Source organism: Shewanella sp. SM55, from assembly GCF_025654025.1.
Lineage (GTDB): Bacteria > Pseudomonadota > Gammaproteobacteria > Enterobacterales > Shewanellaceae > Shewanella > Shewanella oncorhynchi.
In genome coordinates this window covers 359,461-383,436 of the sequence record NZ_JAKKRS010000003.1, presented here as the reverse complement: position 1 = coordinate 383,436, position 23,976 = coordinate 359,461, and the positions used below count along the sequence as shown (strand labels likewise).

The following is a 23,976-nucleotide window of genomic DNA, read 5'->3' as shown; positions in this document are numbered from 1 at the left end:
AAGCCGACTCTAGAGTCGGCTTTTGCTTGAATGATTTAGAGCACGAAAATCTGTCAGTCAACGGCGTTTATTCTCACTAACCACGCAGTCGAGTATCAAAAAAGGCTAAGCTGCGCGCCCAAGCGAGTTCGGCGGTGGCTTTATCGTATCGGCCAGTGGAGTCGTTATGAAAACCGTGATTCACATTCGGGTAAAGATAGGCGACGTAATCGGCTTTGTTGGCTTTTAGCTGGGTTTCGTACTCGGCCCAAGTGTCGTTTACCCGCTGATCGAGCCCAGCAAATTGCAACATAAGTGGCCCCTTTACTCGGCTACGCAGTTCTGCAGCCGCGGGTGTGCCATAGAAAGGTACGCCTGCATTGAGTTCATCGGGAATCGTGGCGGCCAGCATATTGACGATATAGCCGCCAAAGCAAAAACCTACGGCACCGAGTTTGCCATTGCTTTGGGGATGGGATTTTAAAAACTGCGCAGCGGCAATAAAGTCTTGCTCGATTTTGGCTCTGTCTAAACTGCTTTGCATGGCGCGGCCCGCATCATCATTACCCGGATAACCACCGAGGGAATAAAGCGCATCGGGGGCGAAGGCGATATACCCCTGCGCGGCCAATCGGCGAGCCACATCTTCGATATAGGGATTTAGGCCACGATTTTCGTGCACCACTAATACCACAGCGGCTTTTTTACTGAGATCTAAGGTTTTCGGCTCACCTGCGGCACTGCCCGCGAGCAATAACTCATCGGGCATGACTAAGTAGCCGCGCCCTTCACCGTAACCATTTGGCGAGGGAAACTTAACATAACTGGCTTGAATACTGGGATCGTTAAAGGAGACTTGCTCAGCAAGTGCATAGTTCGGCAAGAGTGCGCCCGTGAGCATCGTCATGGTGAAACCAAGCGCCACCAGTCCTGCGAGCCGCCCCATAAACTCACGGCGATCGATAATGCCATGGGCATATTCGTCATACCAGTCAAAGGCTTCCTGCGGTATCGGTTGTACTTTCTGGGCATGTATCTGACTTGTTTCTGCTAAGGCTTGCTTGTCTTGTTGTGTCATCGTTATTCCTCCATTGAACAAGCTAACCACAGGTAACACGTCTTCCCTAGCTTGTGGGTGTTAAGATTTAACTCAAGAGTAAAGTAAGAATCGCACTTAGGGCAACTGACTTTAACGTGTGCCGTTTGGTAAGTTTATTTTGAAATAGCACACGATCGGCACAAACGGCTGTCGGTTAGGGCAAGGCTAGCTTAAAATAGCGATTTAGATTCTAGAGGGCCTAGCGTGATACAACATAGAGCTAGCCAGATGGTGATATTCCACACTCTGGTGACCAGTGGTAGTTTTACCCAAGCGGCGGCCAAGTTAAAAACCTCGACTTCCTATGTCAGCAAGCAGCTTGGCGCACTGGAAGCCGAGCTGAACTTACTGTTAGTCCAGCGGACCACTCGCACCTTAGTGCTAACCGACGCGGGCCAACAGTTTGCCCATTACTGTGAGCAAGTGTTTGAAGCGACGCAAAATGCCGATGCGATTATGCTGGATGCCCGCGATGACATTAGCGGTACGATTCGCCTCGGTTCCTCCCAGTCCTTTGGCACCTTACACATTATCCCCGCGCTGGAAGTGTTGCAGCAAAAGTACCCCGAATTGCGATTTGAGCTAAGCCTGTTCGACCATAAAGCCGACATGCTAGAGGAAGGTCTCGATCTGTGGATCACTAACCATGAACAGCTGAACGAAGGTTATATCGCCCAGCACCTCGCCGAGACTAACTTTGTGGTGGTCGCCTCTCCCGATTATTTACTCAAGTACGGCGTGCCACACCATCCACAGGCGTTAGCGCAACATAATTGCGTTATCTATCAAAGCAAGAGCCGTAATTATGATCGCTGGAGTTTTGCTAAGGATGACCTAGAACAAACCGTGCATGTGGCGGGAAATTACCGTGTCGATTTAGCCGAAGCCGTGCGCAATGCGGTGATTGCAGGGCGCGGCATAGGCTATGTGGCCACGTATTTACTCAGTGATGAGTTTCAAAGCGGAAAACTGATCCAACTCTTACCCGATTGGAAACCACTGCAACAGATGCCCGTTTATGTGGTTTACCCAAGGCGGCGCCATTTACCGACTAAGTACAAGGTGATAATCGAGTGTTTAAAGTCCCATATCGGCCACCCGCCCTACTGGGATAAAAAGCTCAAACCTTGGTTAGGTAAGACAGTCACTTAAACTGCAGTCACTTAAGCTGCATTTCAAAAAAGTACTGACTACGACACCAGCCTAAAGTCGTCTGTGGCATGATTTCGATTATTGCCGCAGACATAAATATTATTTCCTCTGGGCAACAGTAGCCGAAATTTATTTTATTCTCCTGCATAAACAGCAAGTTAAACTGTTGCTATTTTCGACACTTTTATCGTAACAGCCCAGTAACGCCCGCGACTTGCCCTTACGCTGACTCGGCCTACAATGCGCGACTTCTTCTATCACTCAAAAGAATAAACCCATTATGACCGCGATATTAGGCATGATTAGCATCTTGTTTTTTGCTTGGTTACTGTCAGTGAACCGCAAGAACATTCCCTACCGCACTGTGATTTTAGCCCTAGGCCTACAAATTATATTTGCCCTGTTAGTGCTCTACGTCCCTGCGGGTAAGGCCGTATTGCAGTCTGTTACGGCGGGCGTGTCGAGCGTGATAGCCTACGGCAACGAAGGGATTGGTTTCCTGTTTGGCGATCTCGCCACGGGTAAAGTCGGCTTCGTATTTGCGATCAATGTTTTAGGTATCATCATCTTCTTCTCGGCGCTGATTTCAGCTCTATACCATATTGGTCTTATGCCTAAGGTGATCAACATTATTGGTGGTGGTCTGCAGCGTTTACTGGGCACGGGCCGCGCCGAGTCTTTATCTGCCACGGCGAATATCTTCGTCGGCATGATTGAAGCGCCGCTGGTGATCAAACCTTATTTAAAGCACATGAGCGATTCGCAATTCTTCGCGGTAATGAGCTGTGGTTTAGCCTCAGTCGCGGGCGGTACATTAGTGGGATATGCCGCTTTAGGTGTCGATCTTAACTATCTGATTGCCGCCGCCTTTATGTCTGCGCCAGCGGGTCTGTTGATGGCAAAAATTCTTATGCCGCCTAGCGAAAACGATAAAAATAGTGCCGATGAAATCACCTCTGTCGAACTGCCACGCGCCACCAATGTGGTTGAAGCCTTAGCCGATGGCGCTATGTCTGGCATGCGGATCTCAGTCGGGATTGGTGCCACTCTGCTAGCTTTTGTCAGCGTTATCGCCCTGTTGAACGGCATGTTAGGCGCTGTGGGTGAATGGTTCGGTTACCAGTTAAGCTTCGAGTTCTTGCTCGGTTATCTGTTCGCCCCTATGGCTTGGCTGCTGGGTATTCCTTGGCATGAAGCCATTACTGCGGGCTCACTGATTGGCCAAAAAATCGTGGTGAATGAATTTGTAGCCTTCATCCAGTTAATGAAAGTCGAAGACCAACTGAGCGCCCATTCTCAGGCCGTTGTGACTTTTGCCCTGTGTGGTTTTGCGAACATTTCAACCATGGCGATTTTGATCGGTGGGCTGGGTAGCATGGTGCCAGAGCGCCGCGAATTTATCGCCCGTAATGGTTTTCGCGCCATTGCCGCTGGCGTATTCGCTAACCTCATGAGTGCAGCAATTGCCAGCGTGATCCTCTCGCTGTAATCCATCAGCTTGGGCTTTTTTAAGCACTCATCTCACCATTGAGTTAACCACTAAGTTAGCCACTCTCGCGCAGCAAAACCGCGATCAACACAAACCCAAATCAAGCAAGCTTGGTTTGGGTTTTCTTTTATGCCCCAGATATTTTTTGTGTATAATGTCGCCAGAAAAAGATTAATGAGTTTACATTTCAATAACATGCGTAGCCAAAGGAGTACGAATGGCCATAGTGAAATACAAGGCAGTTAACGCCGCAATCACACTGACAATGGCAGGTATAACACTCTTGTTAACCGCCTGCGATAACTCAACGTCACCCTCCAATTCAGTTAATACCAACATACCCACAGAGCGTGAATATCAGATTATCTCCACCATAAACCTCAATGATGGCTTTGAAACCCGCAAAGTGCTGCAGGCACGACTGCTGCTGGATTACCAATTACAGAATGCAGAGGGTAAGGCGACCAGCTTAACAACGCCGTTAACCCATAACGCCCGTTTTTTTATCCAACCTAATATGCTGCAAATTAGCGATTATGGCATGCCGATTCCGGTGAGTAATATCGACCCTAAAGGTAACTCTAATGAAATCTTTCAGTTGGTTAAAGATGGCTTTAATGTGGAATTTAACAATGGTGAAGTCCGCCAACTGACTCCCATTGCCAAGATGGACCAAAAAGATATCAAGGAATTATTTGACCACTGGGTGAATCTTAATAGCTTGTTTAAACAAGCTCCAACCTTGCCTGTAGCACTTGAGCCTAGGGTCGGTTATAGCATCAGCGCCCCCATGGATGCACGCCTAACTTGGACGGTTGAGCAAGTGACCGAAGATAAGTTATTTGCAGTAGTACAAGGTGAGAAAGACAACTTTAAGGCCTATGGCAAGTTCGAGCTTAACCGCAAAACCGGTTGGTTAGAGAGCATGGCGTTTTTTCAACAAGAAGTGCAGCAAGGCAGTACTCTCACCCGCCGCATCGCCATGGCGCCCAAGGATAGCCCTTATATTATGAGCATGCTTTGGCATGCCGACGCTAACTACGATGCGGAGCGTGATATAGATGATCTGCAAAAAGAGCTCTACCCGATTAGCGATGTTCCGCGGGAATATAAAGCCCATGATAAGGACTTTATAAAATCCTTATTAGCTGATCAGCAAGGTATTCTTGATAATATTGGCCCATGGGGCGCTGACACGCCAGAAGTGCTGCAATTGCGCTTTGTGCATAATATGAGCCCGCGATATGTGGTTGCTAATGTGAATTATGAAGACTTAGCCGCCTTTGATGCCAGCGGAAATCCGATAGACATTCACTTCTGGCAGCACAGCAGAGGTGTGGCGATGAATTTCAACCGCTCGATTGAGTCTTCGGTAGATCTTATCGCCACAGGCTGGGACAACACCGCCAATAAACTCAAACAGATAGACCATATCACCGCCAAGCTGACTCTTATCCCCGAAAGCAATAAGATAGTCGAAAAATCGTGGGATGAACTGGTCGCCACTCCCTATACCTTTGGCGATGCGAGCCTCACGATTCAGGTGCTCGACGCCGAGGCAAAGCTATTTAAAGTCGTGACAAAGCAGAGTAAGACTAAAAACATTAACCTTCCTTTTCAGCAATTTAAAGGAAAGATGGCCGAAGCCCGTCGCGATGGTGATTATCCTAAATGGTTAACGGTGACGGATAAGGAACTGCTGGGGGAATTAATCGGTGTCGATGATCCTCATCACCTTAGCACCCGCGCCCTGCTACTTAAGCTAGATGAAATCCCTAAAACCGTTGTAATACTGGAGAGCCAGCCACAGCCGGAGTTAAGCCAAACCAGGAACATCCGCTTTGTGACCTTTACCGACTACAACCAAAATCTGGCCAATCCCTTAAGCGAGTTTGGCGATTCGAGCCTCAATAACTTCCTCTATCAAGATCTTGAGCCATCAAACGCCGAAATCAGTGCGATCCAAGGGATAAAACCTGAGACTGAAAATGGCCATAATCTGTATATTCCTATGTCAGCCGCATTAGCGAGTGCCTGTAAACCTGAAATAGAACAAGGTTTTAAAGAGGGGAAACACGAAGTCACTTGGCTGTTTGAGCATAATGCCCCAAACGGACCAGCCTATACCCTGATGACGCCCGACCGCGAGCGGCAGTTTTTCTACGATAAACACATCCAAGGAAAAATCCATTGCCAAGGTGATATCAGTTGGCAACCCTTAGAGCAGGCAGCTAACCCACGTCCTTGGTTAATCGATTTACAAGCTTGGCTAACAAAAACCGGTTATGGTGACGAGCCGAGTAAAGATCTTAAGAACTACTTTAAAGTCGAGGATGCCCAAGGCAAATCCCTAACGATTCGACTGCCCGAAACCACCGAACTGCGGATTAAAGAGGCGCTGGTCGATGGCCGCTATTTGAGTGTTGCGGGCCCTGCCGCTAAGGTGAGTTATATGACTCTCTCTCAAAACCCCGTCGACATCCCCTATGAATTCACCTTTAAACCTTTGCCATAAAAAGGAGCGGTTATGCGTCTATTTACAGTAAAACTGCTCCTTGGAGCACTGGTACTTATTTGTATCACTATCAGTGCCAATGCCAATGCACAAAAGGTGTTACTCGATGCCCATTGGAAGGTTGTCAAAGATGAAAAACAGGCTCAATACTATCTAAAACAATCGACCGAAGTTATCGACGGCAATTATAAGGCTGAGGTTTATTACAAAAATAACGATATGCTTTTCTGCGCCAGTGCCCTCGCCGATAACAAAATTGGCAAAACCCTCACGAGCGAACAATTCCGCGGTGCTTATCAATGTTACTTTGAGGATGGCAAACCCTATGAACAAGGCTTTCGCAATGGGCAAGGCCAACTTCATGGTTTGCTTAAAAAATACATTGCCACCGGCCAATTGTATGTTGAATCGCACTATGAAAATGGCGTTAAACAAGGCCTTGAAACGGGTTACTGGGAAGGTGGAAAGATCCGTTACAAAACGACCTATAAAGATGGCAAAGAGGTCGGTATAAGCGAGCTTTTTGATAGCGAGGGCAAGCTTAGGGGCAAGGTCTGTAATAGTGGTACTTGTGTTACCCAGTACTATGACAATGGCAACTTACACGTCGAAATCCCTATGGTGGATGGGCTTACACATGGCAACGAGACCAATTGGAGCTTTGGTAAAATCATTTCGACCCAAGCTTATGTCAAAGGTAAGAAACACGGGGATTACTTCGAATATTTCGACGATGGCAAGGTAAAGCGCCACTACCGCTACCACAATGATTATAAAGTCGGTGAACAACTGGATTACTTTAAAAATGGCCAGATAGCCCAAAAGGAAATCATAGAGGCGCCATGGAATGTGAAGTTATCGATTAAATACAATGAAAAGGGCGAAATGCTCAGTTCAACCGAAGAAAAACACCAAGACAACAACTGGGTTTACCGTAAGCATCAACGCTTTAGTGAAGGTCAACTTACCTCTAACATCGAAGAAGACAAGCTTAAAAAATGGGTTCTCAACGAAATATTTGAGCAAGGTGAGTTAATTAGCCGCAGCGAGCATATCGATAACCAATTGACCGGTTTATATCTGCAAACCCTAAACCGCAGTCAAACTGTAAAAGTGATTACCCGGGAATATTTTAAAGAGGGTAAGCGCGAAGGCCCCTACGAAATGCTGAAAATTAACCATGAGACAGGGGAACAATGGCTGGCCGAGCAAGGCCAATATGCCAACGACAAGCCCTCAGGCAAATGGAAAAAACAACAAGAGGATGCCACCCTCACCTTTAGCTATGATGCCCAAGGCGAGCTCGATGGTGAATTCCGTAATGAGACAAGTTCTGGGCAATTGCTTGAATTAATCAACTTTAACCATGGCAAACCCGAAGGATTAGTACAACGCTACGCCACGAACGGCCAATTGTATGAAAAGGGCGAATACCGCAATGGGCAGCAGGATGGCGACTGGGTGTACACCCATGGTGAGTTCGGTTTCAACCCAATGCCAAATCCTGAGAGACACTATTGGTACGGACGCTTCGACCAAGGTAAACAAGTCGGCCACTGGGAACTGCGTAATACCGAAGACTATGTGCTTGAAATAGCGAATTATGACGAGCAGGGCAGGCTTCATGGTAAACAATACGAATTTAGGGATAATGGCTGGATAGAAGTGATCAATAGCTTCCATCATGGCGAGTTTTTAAATCGGGAAATACCGCCGCCGGTGATTACCTCGGACCATGTTTTCCCTATTTTTTAGCCTAAGCATATTCGCTTAATCGATTAACTTAACCCTTGGCACTGTGCACTGTGCACTGTATATAAGTGCACAGCCCGATAAATAAACTCAACAGCAAAAAATTAGGATTCTTGTATAGGCCGCAAACGGCGCGGCCTTAAGACCCAGAACAGAGCAAGGAATCAGCATGTTCAATACGCCATTTCGCTTTATCAGCCTCGCGATTGCGGGAGCCAGCTTAACCAGTGTCCATGTACAAGCAGCGCAAAATCTCTCCTCCATGATGGTCGAAATCCGCCAACAGGACGGAATTCCCAGCTATTACAATCTCGCCACTGGCATGCCCTTAAATGGCGATATCGCCATAGTGCGCGATAACCAAGGCTATACCTTAGGGCAGTTTTCCGAGGGGATCCCTAATGGTAAATGGCAAGTATTTCATACCAATAACAGCAAGCTAGTCGAAGGAAACTATCAGCAGGGTTATCAAGATGGCACTTGGCATATGTTCGATTTGAGCGGCGCCGTTACTGAGGAACAGCAATTTGCCAAAGGCGTGCCCACGGGCGAATGGAAGGAATACAACAGCAGCGGCCATCTCAGCCAAACGACGCGCTATAAAGACGGTAAAAAGGAGCAAGTAAAACGTTTCTATAACAGTGGCAAACTGCAAGCCCAAGAAAGCTACCTCGATAACCTGCGCCACGGGAAATGGGAAAGTTTCTATGAAAACGGCACCTTGTCCCAAAGCCAGAGCTATGCGAACAACCAACTCTCAGGTTCTTATTTAGAACAAAATCCCAATGGACAAGCCACAGTGACGGGCCGCTTCGATGCAGAAGGCCGTCGCCAAGGAGCATGGGAAACCTTTTTCGATGACGGGACTAAATCAAGCAGCAGCCAGTTTAATCTCAATCTGCTCGAGGGTGAAGAACGGACATTTTACCCCAATGGTGAACTCGCCAGCCGCTGCCAATATAGCGCTGGGCAACGCCAAGGTAAATGCCAGCAATTTAATGATGCAGGTAAATTACAAGTTGAAGAACAGTATGTTAATGGTGCATTAGACGGGCCACAGCAATATTTTAATGCCGAGGGCATTCTCACCAGTGCTCTCAACTATAAACAGGATCAACTCGCCGGTACGCAAAAATATTTCCACAACAACGGCCAACTTAAAGAATTACGTAACTACCAAGACTCAAAGCTGACTGACAATGGCCAATACCCGCTTCATGGACCATCGGAGCGTTATGATACCGAAGGCAATTTGCTCGAAAAAAGCCACTACGACATGGGATTTAAGGATGGTCTATTTGAGCGCTATCACGCTGGCAAGCTGCAATCCTCCGAGCAATGGCGACAAGGGCAACGTCACGGTGAATCACGCCGTTACCACAACAATGGCAAGCTGCGGACGCTAGATCAATACGTTGAAGGTAAACCAACAGGGAAATCAGAAACCTATTTTGACGACGGCACAGTGAGTGAGCGCGGCGAACGTATCGATGGCCAATGGGTCGGAAAATATGAGTCATTTTACGATAACGGTAAACCTCGGGAAGTATCTCACTACGCACGGGATAAAAAAGACAATACCAGTCGTTACCCTCTTAATGGCCATTTCGCCCGCTGGTATGCCAATGGTGATCCCAATGAAGAAGGCACATATCAAAACGGCAATAAAGAAGGCCTATGGATACAGTACAGCGAAGGCCTGAAACAACGGGAGCAAACCTTCGCCAATGGCAAACTTAATGGTAACTATGCAGAGTATTACCACGGACGCCGCCGTGTGACAGGGGAGTATCTGGACGACCAAAAAACCGGTCTGTGGACGGATTATCGCTACGAAGAAAAAGACCCTACCTATGGCACAATCCCCGAGGGGAATATCCAGCAAAAAAGCCATTGGCAGGAAAACAAGCGCCACGGAATTCGCGAGTTTTACAGCTTTAAGCAAGTGGTTTACCGCTCAGAAACCTATGATAAAAATGATAAAACAGGCCCATATGCCGAGTACTATCCCAACAATGGCCAGCTAAAACTCAGCGGGGCTATGGATAAAGGTAATCAAACTGGATTGTGGGAAAGCTGGTTTGAGGACGGTATGCAAGCTGCTAGCACTGAGTTTTTAGACGGTCAAAGCCATGGCCAAACGAAAGAATATTACAGTAACGGCCAACTCAAATTAGAGGCAACTTATGCTAAGGGTTCGCTTGATGGTCAAGTGAAGCAATATCACCAGAACGGTAAGCCAGAACTCGTTGAAACTTGGGTGAAAGGCCAAAAAGAAGGCGATGCCAGCTATTACCACAACAATGGCAAGTTAGCCGAACAAGGCACTTATCTTAGGGATCGCAAGGAAGGTCTATGGCAAAGTTTTTGGCCTAATGGTGAAAAACGCACTGAAGGCAGTTATCTCAGCGATCGAGAATCAGGGGATTGGAATCATTATGATCAACTCGGCAAGCTGATTAAAACAGAACACCATGGCTAGCTTAAAAATGGGGTTTTAGATTAAAAAGCGATCTAGTTCAAACATTTATCCTTAACTCCAAATCTAAAGGAAGTTTCATGCAAAGTGTGCCATAACCAGTGTCTATACTAACGGCCTTTTTTTTCGTTTAGGACAAATTGCCTATGAAGACATTTATGAAAGACGAGTTAGCCCTGCTACTGGGAATACTGACCTTAGTATTCTTTAAAACCGGTGGCGATAGCTTACTCGCCGATGGCACCGCCCTCTCGACCTATATTCCCGTTTCACTCGCCCTATTGGGTGTAGTGACTTGGGCTATTTTCTCTGTGGTACGCCACTCAGATGCACTAGCGATTAAGCTTGGCGATCCCTATGGCACCTTAATCTTAACTTTATCGGTCATTTCACTCGAAGTGGTGATGATCTCCTCCGTGATGCTGACCGGAGAACCCAACCCTGTCATGGCGCGCGACACTATGTTCGCCGTCGTCATGTTGATCATCAATGGCTTAGTGGGCTTTACATTATTACTTGGCGGCTGGCGTTACCATACCCAGCATTTCAATTTAGATGGCGTAAAATCCTATCTCGTGGCGATTATTCCCCTCGCCCTACTCTGTTTAGTACTGCCCAATTTTACCGAAGGTGGCACTATTGGCGGCATGTCTAAAGCCATGTCTTGGATGCTGATCATTATTTCGATTCTGCTCTATGGCGTCTTTTTAGTGGTACAGACGAAGAGCCACAGCCATTTCTTTGTCGATGCCGATCATGAAGACCATGAGGAACACCACGGCATACTACGCAGTAATGCTTACCATACCATTCTATTAATTGGCTACTTGCTCGTGGTCATTTTGCTGGCAAAAACCTTAGCTATGCCTATCAATTACAGCGTAGCAACCCTAGGCGCTCCACAGGCATTAGGGGGCTTTATTGTGGCCTGCTTGATTTTATCCCCCGAAGCTGTGGGAGGCTTTAAGGCCGCGTTAAACAATCAATTACAGCGGGCAATGAATCTGTATTTTGGCTCAGTGCTCGCGACGATTGCACTCACAGTCCCCGCGGTATTAATTATTGGCAGCGTGATAGATCAAGAAGTCCATTTAGGCCTGTCACCCGCCGACATGGTGCTGTTAATCACCAGTTTAATGGTCTGTAAGGTAAGCTTTAGCAGCGGTCGCACCAATGCATTGCACGGCGCGACTCATATAGTGTTGTTTATCGTTTACTTGTTCTTAATGTTTGAACATGCCTAAACTTTATTAAATCCAAGGCCGAGCGTGATTTATTTGCGTCTCGGCTTTACGCTTTTCTCATCCAGATTGACCCGCAGTAAGAGTACAAACCAGACTAAAGCGCCAACAACAAACCAGATAAAAATCCACACTAACTTATGGCCATTACGAGCCTCAAATGGCTCAAATTTGGGCATAAAAATCGTTTGATGTTCAGCTTGATAAAGCGGACTTTTTTGTGCGGCGCTGAGCAACTCTGAACGAAGTGAGGATGGGGCTAATCGTTCAAGGTAAACAAAACTCTGGGGGTCCAACTCATTGAACTCATTTAGGGATTTAGCCAAAAACGCTTTGAATTGCGCTTCTTTCTCATCGGGTTCAAGTCGATTACTGATCTCCTGCTGATAAACTTTACCATACCAAGCGAGGGCCTTAGCATGCCAACTGTCTGCACGCTCTGCAAAAATCGGCATAGCGATATACAGCGCCATATTTAAGTGACTACTATGTTTACCTGTAACCTCTAGGCTTCGCTGCAAACCAATTTGCGTCTTATCAATATAAGATTGCTGCAACTGATAATACTGAGTATTTTTATGGAGATACAATTCTTGTATCGATGATAATTGCGTTAACTTCCCCGTGGCAGTCTTGAGATATTCCTGCGCCACGATGCAAGGAACAGCCATTAATTGCACCGCGATCAATAAATAGAAAAAGCGCGAATTATCTTTAACAAACTTGAGTCGTTTTAGCCTAGGTCGAATATAAATGATCGACAATAGCCAAGACAGTATCTGCGGCAGCCACAAATTAACGATATCTTCATCTAGGCTAAAAAACTCAAGGTTAACCAACAACAGCCAATGGACAAAACTGTAACCAGAAACAAATAACAGGCTGAGAAATAAGAAGGGAAAATAGATAAGTTGAATTTTTTTTAAAAATACATCCACACGAATGTCATCCTTGAGAACATAAAATAACGACTATGGTACGCTCAAATCCATCATAAATTTACCAAAATTGAGTAGCAACTCAAAGCGTTAAAACATAAAGGCCAGATTGATTGCTCATCTGGCCTTTATGTTTGTACTTTTATAAAGCTGCAACCGAGAAACTAGGTCTCACTCAACTTAGCTAATTGCTGCTGGCTACGTTGTTTCTTGTATTGCTTAGCTTCAGCAGGAATAGGAGTGACTTTGCCAGTCTCTAACCAGTTACGTAAACGGTTAGCATCCGCAATATGAGTATATTTACCGTAGGCATCGAGCACGACAAATGCCACTTGGCGTTTTGCCATTTCAGTACGCATCACAAGGCAGTGCCCTGCTGCATTCGTAAAGCCTGTTTTGGTTAGATGAATATCCCAGTTATCTTTATAAACCAAACGATTGGTATTACGAAAATCTAAACTGTATCTTGGGTTGGCAAAGGTAACCGTCTTCTTCTCGGTCGAACTCAGCTGGCCTAGCATAGGGTACTTTTCACTGGCCTTAAGTAATACAATCAGATCACTGGCACTCGAAACGTTTTTATAGGATAAACCTGTAGGTTCAACATAGCGGGTATTTTTCATTCCCAGCGCTTTTGCTTTGGCATTCATCGCCTTAATAAAAGCTTTATGACCACCGGGATAATGATGTGCAAGACTTGCAGCGGCACGGTTTTCCGATGACATTAAAGTCAGCAATAACATTTCTTTACGGCTGATTTCACTGCCGATACGAACTCGAGAATAAACACCTTTCATTTCTTTGGTATCACGGATGTTTACCGCAAGCTTTTGCTCCATAGGTAACTTTGCATCCAGCACCACCATAGCTGTCATCAACTTAGTGACAGATGCAATTGACATTACTGCATTAGGATTATTGGAATAAAGCACTTCATTGGTTTTTAAGTCCACGACTATCGCACTACGTCCTGCAATTTCTTGCTTTAATGGTGCTTGCTTCGTTTTTGCTGTCGATTGAGTTTTGGTGCTTTTATATGCGACAGAGGCCGAATCGGCTGAATGCGCTGTCGTGGCAACGGTGAGACTGCTGCACGCAAGAATAAAACTACTGAGCAGAAAACGGATCTTCATATAGATTTCACTGAATAGATAAGGGATCGATTGTGCTATGGCACAGGTTTTGGCTAAGTATAGGAGTTCTACAGTGAAAGAAATAGAATGCAATTAGACTTTTATCAGTAAGATCAGCACTTTCTTCTCAATTTTTTTATATAAAACCAGCTTAACCTGTCACCAATTCAGAGCAATAAAGCATCTAGATCTAGGCTTTTCAATTACAGTAGAGACAAAATCTTAGGAATAGGCTTTTTTCAGTATAAAAATTTGAAATGAAAATAATGGGCGACTTTTTGCACTTTTAACAAAAGTCCCTGTACAACAGTGGTTTCAAGCATCTAAATACGTCATTTTAGGCGAATGAAAGCGTTAACATACGCCATAAAATGTCGCGTTATAGCATCTTATCCGCTAGCGTAAGACAAATTCGAGTAAAGCTTCAGTATCTTCGCTCTCTTGTATCAGTTGGTCTGTCAGCACAAAACCGTGTCTGAGCAGCACTCGCTGTGAAGCTAAATTATGTTTAGCCACATGGGCAAAAAGGGGTCTTAAACTGACTAAAGGCAAAAATTGCGCTAAGGTCTGTGTCGCGATACCTTTGCCCCAATATTCACGGTCAATCCAATACCCTATCAGCGCTTGTCCATCACTTTGCCAATGCCCAATATTGCCCACAAACTTGCCATCAACCACTATCGCCCTTGGTAATACATTCACTTGTCCCAGAATATTTTGATGCCAATGTTTAAAAAACGCTTCTCGATCCCGAGGAGGAAATTGAGCAAGCTGGTTAGCAATGGGATCGCTTTGATGCACAAAAATAGCTTCAAGATCACTTTCAATAATCGGGCGTAAACTCACGCTGTATTGCGTGTTTGGCTGTTTATCTGACTTACTAGACATAGGTATCACCATTAATACTATGTATTTCAACTTGGTACAGCATGCCACATTTTATGAAGGTAAGCTCAAAAAAAAAAGCGCATAACCGAGAAGGAGTTAGCGCTCGAAGAGGCAAATTTGCCGAAATTGAGGTGTGTAAATTCAAGCCATAAAACTCACACGATAGCATTCAAAGCCTAGATAAAAATCAATGCAAAAACGGGTGCGCCTAACACCATAGCGATACCAATAAAAATCATAGTCAAACTGGCGATAACGCCCTCTTGCTTGCCGATTTCATTGGCTTTTGCGGCGCCCGCACCATGGGCAGATGCCCCTAGAGCAACACCTTTACCTAACGAAGTACGAATACGCATAAATTTAAATAAGGGATCGCACACCAAGATGCCAATGACGCCTGTGATTAACACCATCATGGCCGTCAACTCAGGCACGCCGCCAAAGGCACTAGTCGCCTCCATCGCAAAGGGCGTCGACACCGAACGTACCAGCAAACTCTTAGACAATTCCACCGGCAAGGGCACAAACTTCACCAACAGCCAAGAAGACATCATCCCCAGAAACAATCCGGCCGTTACACCTAACCCTATCGTCAGCGGATACTGGCGGATCAAGTTACGCTCACGATAAATCGGCAAAGCAAAGGCGATAGTTGCTGGCGCTAACATGGCCATTAACCAATGGGTGTATTCAAAATAGGTTGGCAGCGGGATTTTAAGATTAAACACCAATAAGGTAATCACTATTGGCGCTAATACTATGGGCGCTAACCACCAGACTCTATGGTACTTATAGAGACGCTTGGCACCGAAGTAACAGAATATTGTCAGCAATAAGCTGAATAAGGCTAATCCGGTCTGCGACAACACAAAATCCACCACTTTTGAGTCAGTCATCATTAAGCCGCCTTAGCGTGGCGACGGGCTTGCTTTTTGATGTTCAGTTGGCGCTCAAAACGAAACACTCTATCGACCACAAAGCCTGTACCAAACATCACACACACACTGCCCATCACTAAAGTGAACAATATATTGGTGCCGTATTGCTCAAACAAACCTTCGTACTTAATAACGGATATCACTGGCGGGATGAAAAACAGCAATAACTCACCAATCAACCAAGCAGCGCCCAGTTGCACGGCATTTTCAGGAATAAGTTTAAAACCTAATAAAAATAAGAGTATGCCTAAGCCAATCACACTTCCTGGAATAGGAGAATGTGCCCAAGTGGCGAACCAGTGACATGCGAAGGACAGTAAACAGAAGAGGCCGATTTGGCTTAATAACAAAGCCCAATGTCGACACTGACGTATTGCGGCTTGTGGAAATGACATGATTTTCTCGGTTAGAACAAAGTTTTCTATAGGGCTATTCTAGGCTTGCCTATTTGATAAAAAAAATGAATATTAAGAATGTAATGCATGAATTTTAAGAATACATTTAAAGGTGAACCTTAATGGACCTCAAAGTTATCCGCTATTTTATCGAAATCGTCGATGCTGGAGGCTTCGGTAAAGCCAGCGAAAAAGTCCACCTCACCCAACCTGCACTATCAAAAGCCGTACGCCAATTGGAAGAGGAGCTAGACCTCATCTTACTCGAACGCGGTAAACGCGGCACCCAAGTCAAACTCACGCCCGCGGGCGAAGTTGTTTATCGACATGGCAAAGAGTTACTCGCTGGCCGACAACGCATGCTCGCTGAACTCACGGCCCAACGCAGTTTAACCGCGGGCGAACTCAATCTCGGATTGGCTCCTCTAGGGAGTGCCGAAATTTTTGCCCCGATTATTGCCAAATATCGCCAGCAATATCCGCAGATAGAGATGCACTTACTCGTCCGTGGCGGTGTAGAGCAAACCGCGGCAATCCAAAAGGGCGAAATTGAACTGGCCACTGGGATTATTGATTTTGATGAGGGTTATGACGGCATACGCGTGTTTAACGATCCTATGGTAGTAGTGCTGCCTAAGGAAAATCCGTTATCCACCCGACAGATATTATCGTTTAGCGATCTCAGTGCCGACCCTCAGGTGATGTTCGAAACCGAATACACTCTCTATCAATTAGTGCTCAATGCCTGCCGACACGCCGGATTTGTCCCTAAAAACATCACCCGCGTTAGCCAAGCCGATTTCGGGATTGCCTTAGTCGCCGCGGGCACAGGGGTTATGGTATTACCGCGCTCCATCGCGCGGCGCTACAGCGTACCCGGCGTCGTAAATATCCCACTGGCGAGTGATGAGCTGCGCTGGGAGCTATCGCTCTTTTGGCGCAAAGACCAAGTCTTATCCTTCGCGGCTCAAGCCATGATCGCCTTAGTCGAGAAGCACTTAACCCATAAATAACCCTATTCTTACCAAGGAACCACTAAGCTTAAACGCACTAGCGTATCGCTATCCCATGGCAGAATAGGCAAATACTCAGCCGAGTTGACATCGACTTTAGCATAGTGGTCTAAATTGTATTGCGTGTGTTCGGCGCTCAGCACGAGCAGGCTGTCAGGCCGCCAAAAATCGGTTTGGTAACTCAGCTCAAAGCGATATTGATTCTCTAACCATTGGTCTTCGTCTTGCCAGGTTTGTGCGGCCACTTGCATATGTAGCTTAGGCGTCACATTTGCCCCTACACTTCCCATAAAGGTATAAGCAAACGTACCATTCCCAAAATCGCCACGATCGTAACCTCGAGTTCTAGGCACATCATCATCGATTTCGAGATAGTAATAACCCGCACCCGCCTTGAACTGGGCCTGTAATGCTTGCCCATCAAAGTTAGCTGTCAGCCCAGGAAATACCTTAGCTTGTTTCTCAACCGAGCTAACGGTATTACGCTTTCCCTGTAAATCGAACTGCCAACCGAATGAAAACGCGGGATTAACACGATAAAGTTCACCGCTCGCGGCATAGGCAGACTTAAACCACACAGGGATATGGTCAGGGTCGAGTTTATCGACATCTACGTCTATATAGGCATCCAGCGCCGCCGTCAGCAAAATATCGCTTTGGGTTTTATGTTCTAACAATAGACTCGCATTTACCCCTAAGGTGTGAGAATCCTCGACCACAAAATCATGGCTGCCTAAGCTGTAATGCCACTGAGTTTGCTCTTCGGCCTGCAGTGCACTCGATAAGCACAGGGCTAAGCACACTAATGCTGAGTTGAGATAGTTCACTTTTGACTCCTGAAACATCGTTTCTAGCTTGATAAGCAAATCAGCCAGAGGATTAAACTGCATAAAATAGGAATAACACCAACTAAAGTTGCCGTTAAAGAGCGGCTAAACTAGCCAATTTAATCAAAGAATAATAGGCGATAGTTCAAATTATGACACTCTCATTGAGAAGCCGCTAATAAACACCACAGAAGTATAGATAGCCAAAAACCTAACAGTAACAATAGTTATAGACCAAGGCACAATAATTCAACCCAGAAAAAACAACTTACACACAAATTTGTACAGGAAAGCAGCTGGCCTCAATCTTGCGACTGAAAACTGCAAAATAGAAATGAATTTTTAATCAAATTAAAAGCATAATTATTGACACTTAATGCTCATCTGCCTATAGTCGCCACACTGATAGTGAAATCGAACAAGAGAGTCTTAAATGAAAAAGTCCATGTTATTAGGCGGCCTGACCTTAACTGCCACCTTGTTGTTAGCTGGATGCGGAAAAAGCGATGACGTGTTAGTCGTTGGCACTAATGCCGCCTTCCCTCCTTTTGAATATGTTGGCGGCCAAAGTGGCGATGAAATCAAAGGCTTTGATATCGATCTGGCCAAGCAAATCGCTAAAGATGCGGGCAAGACGCTGAAAGTCGAAAACATGAAATTCGATTCACTGATCGTCGCGCTTAATTCAGGCAAGATTGATTTTATCGCCTCAGGTATGACGATTACCGCTGAACGTCAAGCAAACGTAAACTTCTCTGAGCCTTACTACGAAGCGACTCAAGTCGTACTCGTCAACAAAGATAACGATAGTATTCATACGCTTGAAGATATTAAAGGCAAACACTTTGCGGTGCAGTTAGGCACAACCGCTGACATTATGTCGAAGAAATACACCCAAAATATCACCGCCTTTAATACGGGTTTCGAAGCCATTATGGAGCTTAAAAATTCAAAGGTAGATTTAGTGTTATTCGACAGCGAACCTGCCGCTAACTATCTGGCTAAAAATCCTGAATTAAAGATGATCAAACTGGATTTTCCTGCTGAGTTTTATGGTTTCGCCGTATCAAAAGAGCAACCTGAACTGTTGGCGAGCATCAATAAAACACTGGCTAACATGAAAGCTGACGGCCAATATCAGACGCTCGTTTCTGCCCATATAAAGTGATATCAGCATGATAGACGCAATTAATACCTCGCTGTTTAGCCCGATTGGCGAAGATGGCATGATAGGCATACTGCTGATATTAAATGGTTTGAAAGTGACATTAATCGTCACTTTCTTCGCCATGTTATTAGGCGCAGTGTTAGGCATTGGCACCACCTTTATGAAGATGTCGTCTAAGTGGTATATCCGCTTCCCCGCCAATCTTTATGTCGGTGTGATCCGTGGCACCCCAGTAGTTGTGCAATTAGTGATCCTTTACTTCATCGTGCTTTCAGCCTTAGATGTCGATAAGATCACCGCCGCCATTATCGCTTTTGGTCTCAATAGCGGCGCGTATATTTCTGAGATAATCCGCGCAGGGATTCAAGCCGTTGATAAAGGTCAAACCGAAGCAGCCCGTTCACTTGGCTTGTCCCAAGCAATGACCATGAAGTCGATTATTCTGCCCCAAGCGATTAAGAATATTCTGCCCGCACTTGGTAATGAATTTATCGTGCTCCTCAAGGAAACCGCCGTCATTGGCTTTATCGGTGGTGTTGACCTTATGCGCGCCGGTGAAATCATCCGTAGCCGTACCTTCGAGGACAGTGTGCCCTTATTTACCTGCGCCCTTATTTATCTATTCCTGACCTACAGCTTCACGTTTGTACTGTCGAAATTTGAAAAGAGGTTGAAACAAAGTGATTAAAATAACCAACCTGCATAAAAACTTCGGCGATAACCAAGTGCTCAAGGGCATCAGCGAGCATATTCGTCAGGGCGAAGTGGTGAGCGTGATCGGTCCAAGCGGCAGTGGCAAGAGTACCTTTTTGCGCTGTATCAATCTGTTAGAGCAGCCAAGCCAAGGCGATATTGAGATTGAAGGTCAATTGATCACAGCGCCAAACGCCTGCGTAGATAAACTGCGGCAAAAAGTGGGCATGGTGTTTCAAAACTTTAACTTGTTCCCCCATAAAACCGTCATCCAAAACATCACCTTAGCGCCTATTAGTCTAAAACTGATGACGCCAGCTCAAGCCGAGACCAAAGCCCTCGACCTACTGGCACAGGTTGGTTTAAGTGACAAAGCCAATGCCTACCCCGCCAGTTTATCGGGCGGCCAAAAGCAAAGGGTCGCCATTGCCCGCGCATTGGCTATGGAACCAGACTTGATGCTGTTCGATGAGCCAACATCGGCACTCGATCCCGAAATGGTCGGTGATGTATTAGACGTGATGAAAGACTTAGCGCTAAAGGGCATGACCATGGTCATTGTCACCCACGAAATGGGCTTTGCGCGCGATGTATCCGATCGAGTGATCTTTATGGATGGCGGCTATGTTGTCGAATCAAGCCCACCCGATGAACTATTTAGCCACCCGAAAGAAGCCCGTACCCAAGCGTTTTTAAGTAAGGTACTGCGCTAACTCAAACGGATTCAGTCCTGTCCCTCACGCTCACTGCAGTGACTTTAATAAGTGCCTGCAGTGAGTAAATGATTCAAATTAGGATCCTAACATTCAACGTTTATGACAAAGACTAAATTAAACAAGTCAGGATACAATCATCTTTCACAACACCATAAAAATTATGCCTTTGAATTAATAGGTATTGAACAAAAGCTAAATAGCCGTTTATCTGTTCAGGGAGTTTATTGTCATTGTGTCTCCAGCGACACGCCGTGAATATGTCCTTATAGGCTCGACGGCGACATCCATGTCGCCAACGGTCACTGGTGCCCCAATGCCAATTTTAACTACCAGTTTTGCTATATATACGTAAAAAGCTAGTAGACATAAATGGGTTAGAATTCTTGCTCTAATCTATGATTTTCGGATTAAATTTTCTATGGATTAACGCCGCGCTCTAGGACAAACAGAAGCGCAGCGTAGATTTGTCACAGAGCGCCTTGTTATGCGCTTGCCGCTTCACTTAAATCAATCTCCATTGGAATCTGATATGAATTTGTGTAAAGGCTAGCTTTAAATGATGCCCTCGGCGTGATCAGGACTTTTCCATCTTTTACTGAAATTGTACCTACCAGAGGAAATATATCCGATGGCCCCTTAAGATCAACAAACCTTTTAGTGAAAGTAGTACCTGTTTTGTGGTTAATGTATTTTACAAGCCCATGAGATGCTTCGCCATTTGGGCGCAATTTATATGAAACCAGAACCGAATATGACTTAGTATGTTTTGCCTTAACCGGAAGCTCGACCGCAGAACCAAATCTTTCCACCTCGTTTGAAGCAAGCTTGATTTTTTCGGTTTTTTCTATGCTCAACTTACAAAGGTGCTCAAGACACTCAAAGGTACTGCGAATTACAAATTGTTCAAGTTCGGACTCATTTAATGATTTTAATTTCTCAAAATTTACACCACAGTCTATATACCTAAGCCACTTTTCTGGTGTTCTATCGGAAAAAACCATCGTGCCTTCTGGAATAGCATTTGTGTAGTTTACATATAGGTGATCGAATTCTCCGAGGGATAATCCATTTTCACCAAGTATTGTTGCTATACGAGCACCCCAGTAATGAAGCAGCTTAGGAAATTTGAAAAATCTAGAACAACTCGAAGGTAGACTCTTACCTGTCTCATATAGGGAGTCGCTAGCGTAATACCTAATATCTATTAATGCTTTTTCCATTTATATATCCGATCTCTCTTAACGCATAAGCTGCAAACAGCTGCTTTGTAGTGGATTGTTTTGCGGTAGCGTAGCAAAACAAGGAACGAAAAAGCCACCAGGCTGGTTTGCATTGTTATGTGTTACTCACAGAATGGACAAAATAAGTTGTTCATGAAGTCTAGTGGATCAATATTGGAGCTAGGTAGTAGAACCGTAACTCTACCGTGCTTTTGACATTCTATTTCTTGGAAGCCACCTTCTGCTTTTAAAGTACTTATTTCCAGATCGCTCCAGCCGCACCAAGGGCAACATTTTATCTCAGCTTCAGTGATAGCAGCTATTTCCTGCTCCCAGTTACACTCTCCGCAATGGACTTTGCGAATCGTTCTGGCTTCTGTGAGGTTTATTACTTTGGGTCTTTCGATCATTAAGATTCCCTTACACATAACGTTGGGTATAAGCGGATCCGCGTTAGCGAATAATAAATCAAGCCATCCATTTTAAACCAACAACATAATGCACTTTTGGTTTGCCTTCAACCAGCGATGACTTTGTTAAGTAACTGAAATCATTAAGCTGTGTGCTAGGCTATATGCAGGGTGAACACTGGAAGCGAGATATTCCGATAATACCTATTCTTACTCCCAATTATCCCCTTCTCGGCGACAAACATAGTCATAGTAAAGGGTGGAACCAAAGGGCTGAAATTCCATCTCAATGCCGTTTTCGTAATACTGACCATTTTCGCAGTCCATTCTGTCATTAAGTCGTACTAAGGCATCATGAATACCACCATGTCTAGCATTAATAAGCATCTTGACGAGAGTCTCTCTTTGCTGGACAGTTAGTGACGTTAAGAACTCATTTATTTCTGAATTTTCCTGCCTGTTTGGATAGCTCCCTTCTTGCAAGACCCATTTTTCAAATACTCCATCATGTAACTGAGCAAACTCGTCAACAAAGCTTTTCCACAATTCAACTGAACTCATTTTTTCTCCTGAAAGCATAACGCAGTGCCCATGCGCGTAAACTTGTAAATGCCGCAGGCCTCGAATGCCTCACTCTGTTATATATCTGCTGCTTCATTAAACAAAATCCTGTTTGAAAACGGATCTGTTACAGTAAAGCAACGATCGCCCCAAGGCGCATCTTCAATACTAGGTTTGTTGTATTTATATGGCTTAGAAGTCACATGAGCAAATAATTTATCAAGTTCACTCACATTCACAAAAACCTTACAGCCAGGAGTACAGTCGCCTGAATGTTCACTCAAGTGCAAAACAAAATTGCCAAGTGAAACTTGTATATAAATCGGGTAGCCATCCTCAAAGCGATGTTCCCAATCTAATTCCATCCCCAGAAAGCCAAGGTAAAACTCTTTGGCTTTATCTTCATCAAAGATCCGCATAATTGGGATTGTCTGAAACTTCATGCCATCTACTCCATCACACATAAGCTTTGTCTAGTACGCATAAGCACCCAGTTTCAAATTTTTTTTGAAACTAATACCTGCCTTGATCACATTGTTTTTTACTTAAACCTGCTTAAAATGCTGCCATTGAATTTGTATTCCTTAATGATTTGGAGCCGTTACATGAGTGATTTAAGTTTCTTCGCCAAAAAGCGCTACACCACTAAGGCCTTTGATCCAACTAAGACGATTCCTGCGGATAAAATAGCAGAAATCAAAACCTTATTGCAGTACAGCCCATCATCGACTAACTCACAGCCTTGGCATTTTGTGTTAGCGAGTACGGCGGAAGGTAAAGCGTTAGTTGCCCAAGCGACCGAAAACTATGCGTTTAATACCCAAAAAATTCTCGATGCTTCCCATGTACTCGTACTCTGTGCTCGTGCTCAATTAGATGAAGCACACTTACTGCAAGTACTCGAGCAAGAAGCAAAGGATGGCCGTTTTGCTAATGAAGAAGCCAAGCAAGGCCAACATAATGGCCGCTCTTTCTTCGCTAATATGCATAAATTTGAGCTGAAAGATGCCCAGCATTGGATGGAAAAACAAGTCTACTTAGCACTTGGCACTTTAATGCTCGGTGCAAGTGTATTAGATATTGATGCGTGTCCGATCGAAGGTTTTGATGCCACTAAAATGAATCAAGTCCTAGGCTTAAGAGAGCAAGGTCTATGTGCCTGCGTGGTTGTCGCCTTGGGTTATCACTCAGAAAATGATTTCAACGCTAAATTGCCTAAGTCTCGCTTAGATCAAGAAGTGATCTTCACCGAAATCTAGTCCTTCACTCTATGTAAAAATAAGCATGCCCTTGATTTTATGTGATATAAACAAGGGCATCATGTCTAAAGCTAGCCCTCTCTTAACTACCTTCCCCTAAAACCTAACTGC

21 protein-coding genes are annotated in these 23,976 nt (G+C 45.1%); 11 read left to right on the top strand and 10 right to left on the bottom strand.

Annotation, left to right across the window (positions count from 1 at the left end; translation table 11 throughout):
- Window positions 1-76 precede the first annotated feature (76 nt).
- On the bottom strand, window positions 77-1,057 hold the full coding sequence (locus L5L91_RS07015; RefSeq protein WP_173243020.1) for a dienelactone hydrolase family protein: 981 nt from the start codon (window positions 1,055-1,057) through the stop codon (window positions 77-79).
- Between the two features lie 225 nt (window positions 1,058-1,282).
- Between L5L91_RS07015 and L5L91_RS07010 the strand changes: the two genes are divergently transcribed.
- The 6 genes from L5L91_RS07010 (at window position 1,283) to L5L91_RS06985 (ending at window position 11,709) form a co-directional block, all read left to right on the top strand.
- Window positions 1,283-2,230 carry a LysR family transcriptional regulator gene (locus tag L5L91_RS07010; protein WP_263235980.1) on the top strand — a complete coding sequence of 316 codons (948 nt, stop codon included), beginning with the start codon at window positions 1,283-1,285 and terminating at the stop codon, window positions 2,228-2,230.
- A gap of 280 nt (window positions 2,231-2,510) precedes the next feature.
- A complete protein-coding gene (locus tag L5L91_RS07005) occupies window positions 2,511-3,719 on the top strand; it encodes a NupC/NupG family nucleoside CNT transporter (RefSeq protein ID WP_219251124.1) in 1,209 nt (402 codons plus the stop codon).
- A gap of 217 nt (window positions 3,720-3,936) precedes the next feature.
- Window positions 3,937-6,234 (top strand): hypothetical protein, encoded by a 2,298-nt coding sequence (locus L5L91_RS07000; protein WP_263235979.1) that lies wholly within the window; start codon window positions 3,937-3,939, stop codon window positions 6,232-6,234.
- A 12-nt stretch (window positions 6,235-6,246) separates the two neighbouring features.
- Window positions 6,247-7,989 (top strand): toxin-antitoxin system YwqK family antitoxin, encoded by a 1,743-nt coding sequence (locus L5L91_RS06995; RefSeq protein ID WP_263235978.1) that lies wholly within the window; start codon window positions 6,247-6,249, stop codon window positions 7,987-7,989.
- A 166-nt stretch (window positions 7,990-8,155) separates the two neighbouring features.
- Entirely contained in the window at window positions 8,156-10,468 is a 2,313-nt protein-coding gene (locus L5L91_RS06990) for a toxin-antitoxin system YwqK family antitoxin (protein ID WP_263235977.1), read from the top strand.
- 143 nt (window positions 10,469-10,611) lie between these two features.
- Window positions 10,612-11,709, top strand: a complete 1,098-nt coding sequence (locus L5L91_RS06985; RefSeq protein ID WP_025008445.1) for a calcium:proton antiporter — start codon at window positions 10,612-10,614, stop codon at window positions 11,707-11,709.
- A gap of 29 nt (window positions 11,710-11,738) precedes the next feature.
- Here the strand turns inward: L5L91_RS06985 and L5L91_RS06980 are convergent, their stop codons facing one another.
- From L5L91_RS06980 to L5L91_RS06960, 5 genes are all read right to left on the bottom strand, one after another.
- Window positions 11,739-12,644: a hypothetical protein gene (locus tag L5L91_RS06980; protein ID WP_263235976.1), complete on the bottom strand. Its 906-nt coding sequence runs from the start codon at window positions 12,642-12,644 to the stop codon at window positions 11,739-11,741.
- A 164-nt stretch (window positions 12,645-12,808) separates the two neighbouring features.
- Window positions 12,809-13,777: a D-alanyl-D-alanine endopeptidase gene (gene pbpG / locus L5L91_RS06975; protein ID WP_105251600.1), complete on the bottom strand. Its 969-nt coding sequence runs from the start codon at window positions 13,775-13,777 to the stop codon at window positions 12,809-12,811.
- A 396-nt stretch (window positions 13,778-14,173) separates the two neighbouring features.
- The gene (locus L5L91_RS06970; protein WP_028761651.1) at window positions 14,174-14,665 is read right to left on the bottom strand and encodes a GNAT family N-acetyltransferase; all 492 of its coding nucleotides are present in this window, start codon (window positions 14,663-14,665) and stop codon (window positions 14,174-14,176) included.
- Window positions 14,666-14,841: 176 nt separating this feature from the next.
- Entirely contained in the window at window positions 14,842-15,561 is a 720-nt protein-coding gene (locus tag L5L91_RS06965) for an LrgB family protein (RefSeq protein ID WP_028761650.1), read from the bottom strand.
- A gap of 2 nt (window positions 15,562-15,563) precedes the next feature.
- A complete protein-coding gene (locus L5L91_RS06960; RefSeq protein WP_028761649.1) occupies window positions 15,564-15,998 on the bottom strand; it encodes a CidA/LrgA family protein in 435 nt (144 codons plus the stop codon).
- A 122-nt stretch (window positions 15,999-16,120) separates the two neighbouring features.
- Here L5L91_RS06960 and L5L91_RS06955 point away from each other — a divergent pair, with 122 nt between their 5' ends.
- A complete protein-coding gene (locus L5L91_RS06955) occupies window positions 16,121-17,011 on the top strand; it encodes a LysR family transcriptional regulator (protein ID WP_028761648.1) in 891 nt (296 codons plus the stop codon).
- Window positions 17,012-17,019: 8 nt separating this feature from the next.
- Here the strand turns inward: L5L91_RS06955 and L5L91_RS06950 are convergent, their stop codons facing one another.
- Window positions 17,020-17,838 carry a hypothetical protein gene (locus L5L91_RS06950; protein WP_263235973.1) on the bottom strand — a complete coding sequence of 273 codons (819 nt, stop codon included), beginning with the start codon at window positions 17,836-17,838 and terminating at the stop codon, window positions 17,020-17,022.
- 433 nt (window positions 17,839-18,271) lie between these two features.
- On the opposite strand from L5L91_RS06950, the gene L5L91_RS06945 reads away from it, so the two are divergent.
- From L5L91_RS06945 to L5L91_RS06935, 3 genes are read left to right on the top strand one after another with little or no spacing between them, the layout of a single operon-like run.
- On the top strand, window positions 18,272-19,006 hold the full coding sequence (locus L5L91_RS06945; RefSeq protein ID WP_011847627.1) for a basic amino acid ABC transporter substrate-binding protein: 735 nt from the start codon (window positions 18,272-18,274) through the stop codon (window positions 19,004-19,006).
- Between the two features lie 7 nt (window positions 19,007-19,013).
- Window positions 19,014-19,694 (top strand): amino acid ABC transporter permease, encoded by a 681-nt coding sequence (locus L5L91_RS06940; RefSeq protein WP_006085903.1) that lies wholly within the window; start codon window positions 19,014-19,016, stop codon window positions 19,692-19,694.
- Window positions 19,687-20,412 carry an amino acid ABC transporter ATP-binding protein gene (locus tag L5L91_RS06935; protein ID WP_028761645.1) on the top strand — a complete coding sequence of 242 codons (726 nt, stop codon included), beginning with the start codon at window positions 19,687-19,689 and terminating at the stop codon, window positions 20,410-20,412. The genes L5L91_RS06940 and L5L91_RS06935 overlap by 8 nt, the downstream gene beginning before the upstream one ends.
- A 485-nt stretch (window positions 20,413-20,897) precedes the next feature.
- Here L5L91_RS06935 and L5L91_RS06930 read toward each other — a convergent pair whose 3' ends face one another.
- The 3 genes from L5L91_RS06930 to L5L91_RS06920 all read right to left on the bottom strand — a co-directional run bounded on the left by L5L91_RS06930 (window position 20,898) and on the right by L5L91_RS06920 (window position 23,049).
- Window positions 20,898-21,635: a hypothetical protein gene (locus L5L91_RS06930; RefSeq protein WP_263146406.1), complete on the bottom strand. Its 738-nt coding sequence runs from the start codon at window positions 21,633-21,635 to the stop codon at window positions 20,898-20,900.
- A gap of 620 nt (window positions 21,636-22,255) precedes the next feature.
- Window positions 22,256-22,606 (bottom strand): DUF6547 family protein, encoded by a 351-nt coding sequence (locus L5L91_RS06925; RefSeq protein ID WP_263146409.1) that lies wholly within the window; start codon window positions 22,604-22,606, stop codon window positions 22,256-22,258.
- Between the two features lie 77 nt (window positions 22,607-22,683).
- Entirely contained in the window at window positions 22,684-23,049 is a 366-nt protein-coding gene (locus L5L91_RS06920) for a VOC family protein (RefSeq protein ID WP_263146411.1), read from the bottom strand.
- 162 nt (window positions 23,050-23,211) lie between these two features.
- Between L5L91_RS06920 and L5L91_RS06915 the strand changes: the two genes are divergently transcribed.
- A complete protein-coding gene (locus L5L91_RS06915; RefSeq protein WP_028761757.1) occupies window positions 23,212-23,865 on the top strand; it encodes an oxygen-insensitive NAD(P)H-dependent nitroreductase NfsB in 654 nt (217 codons plus the stop codon).
- The last annotated feature ends 111 nt before the right edge of the window (window positions 23,866-23,976 follow it).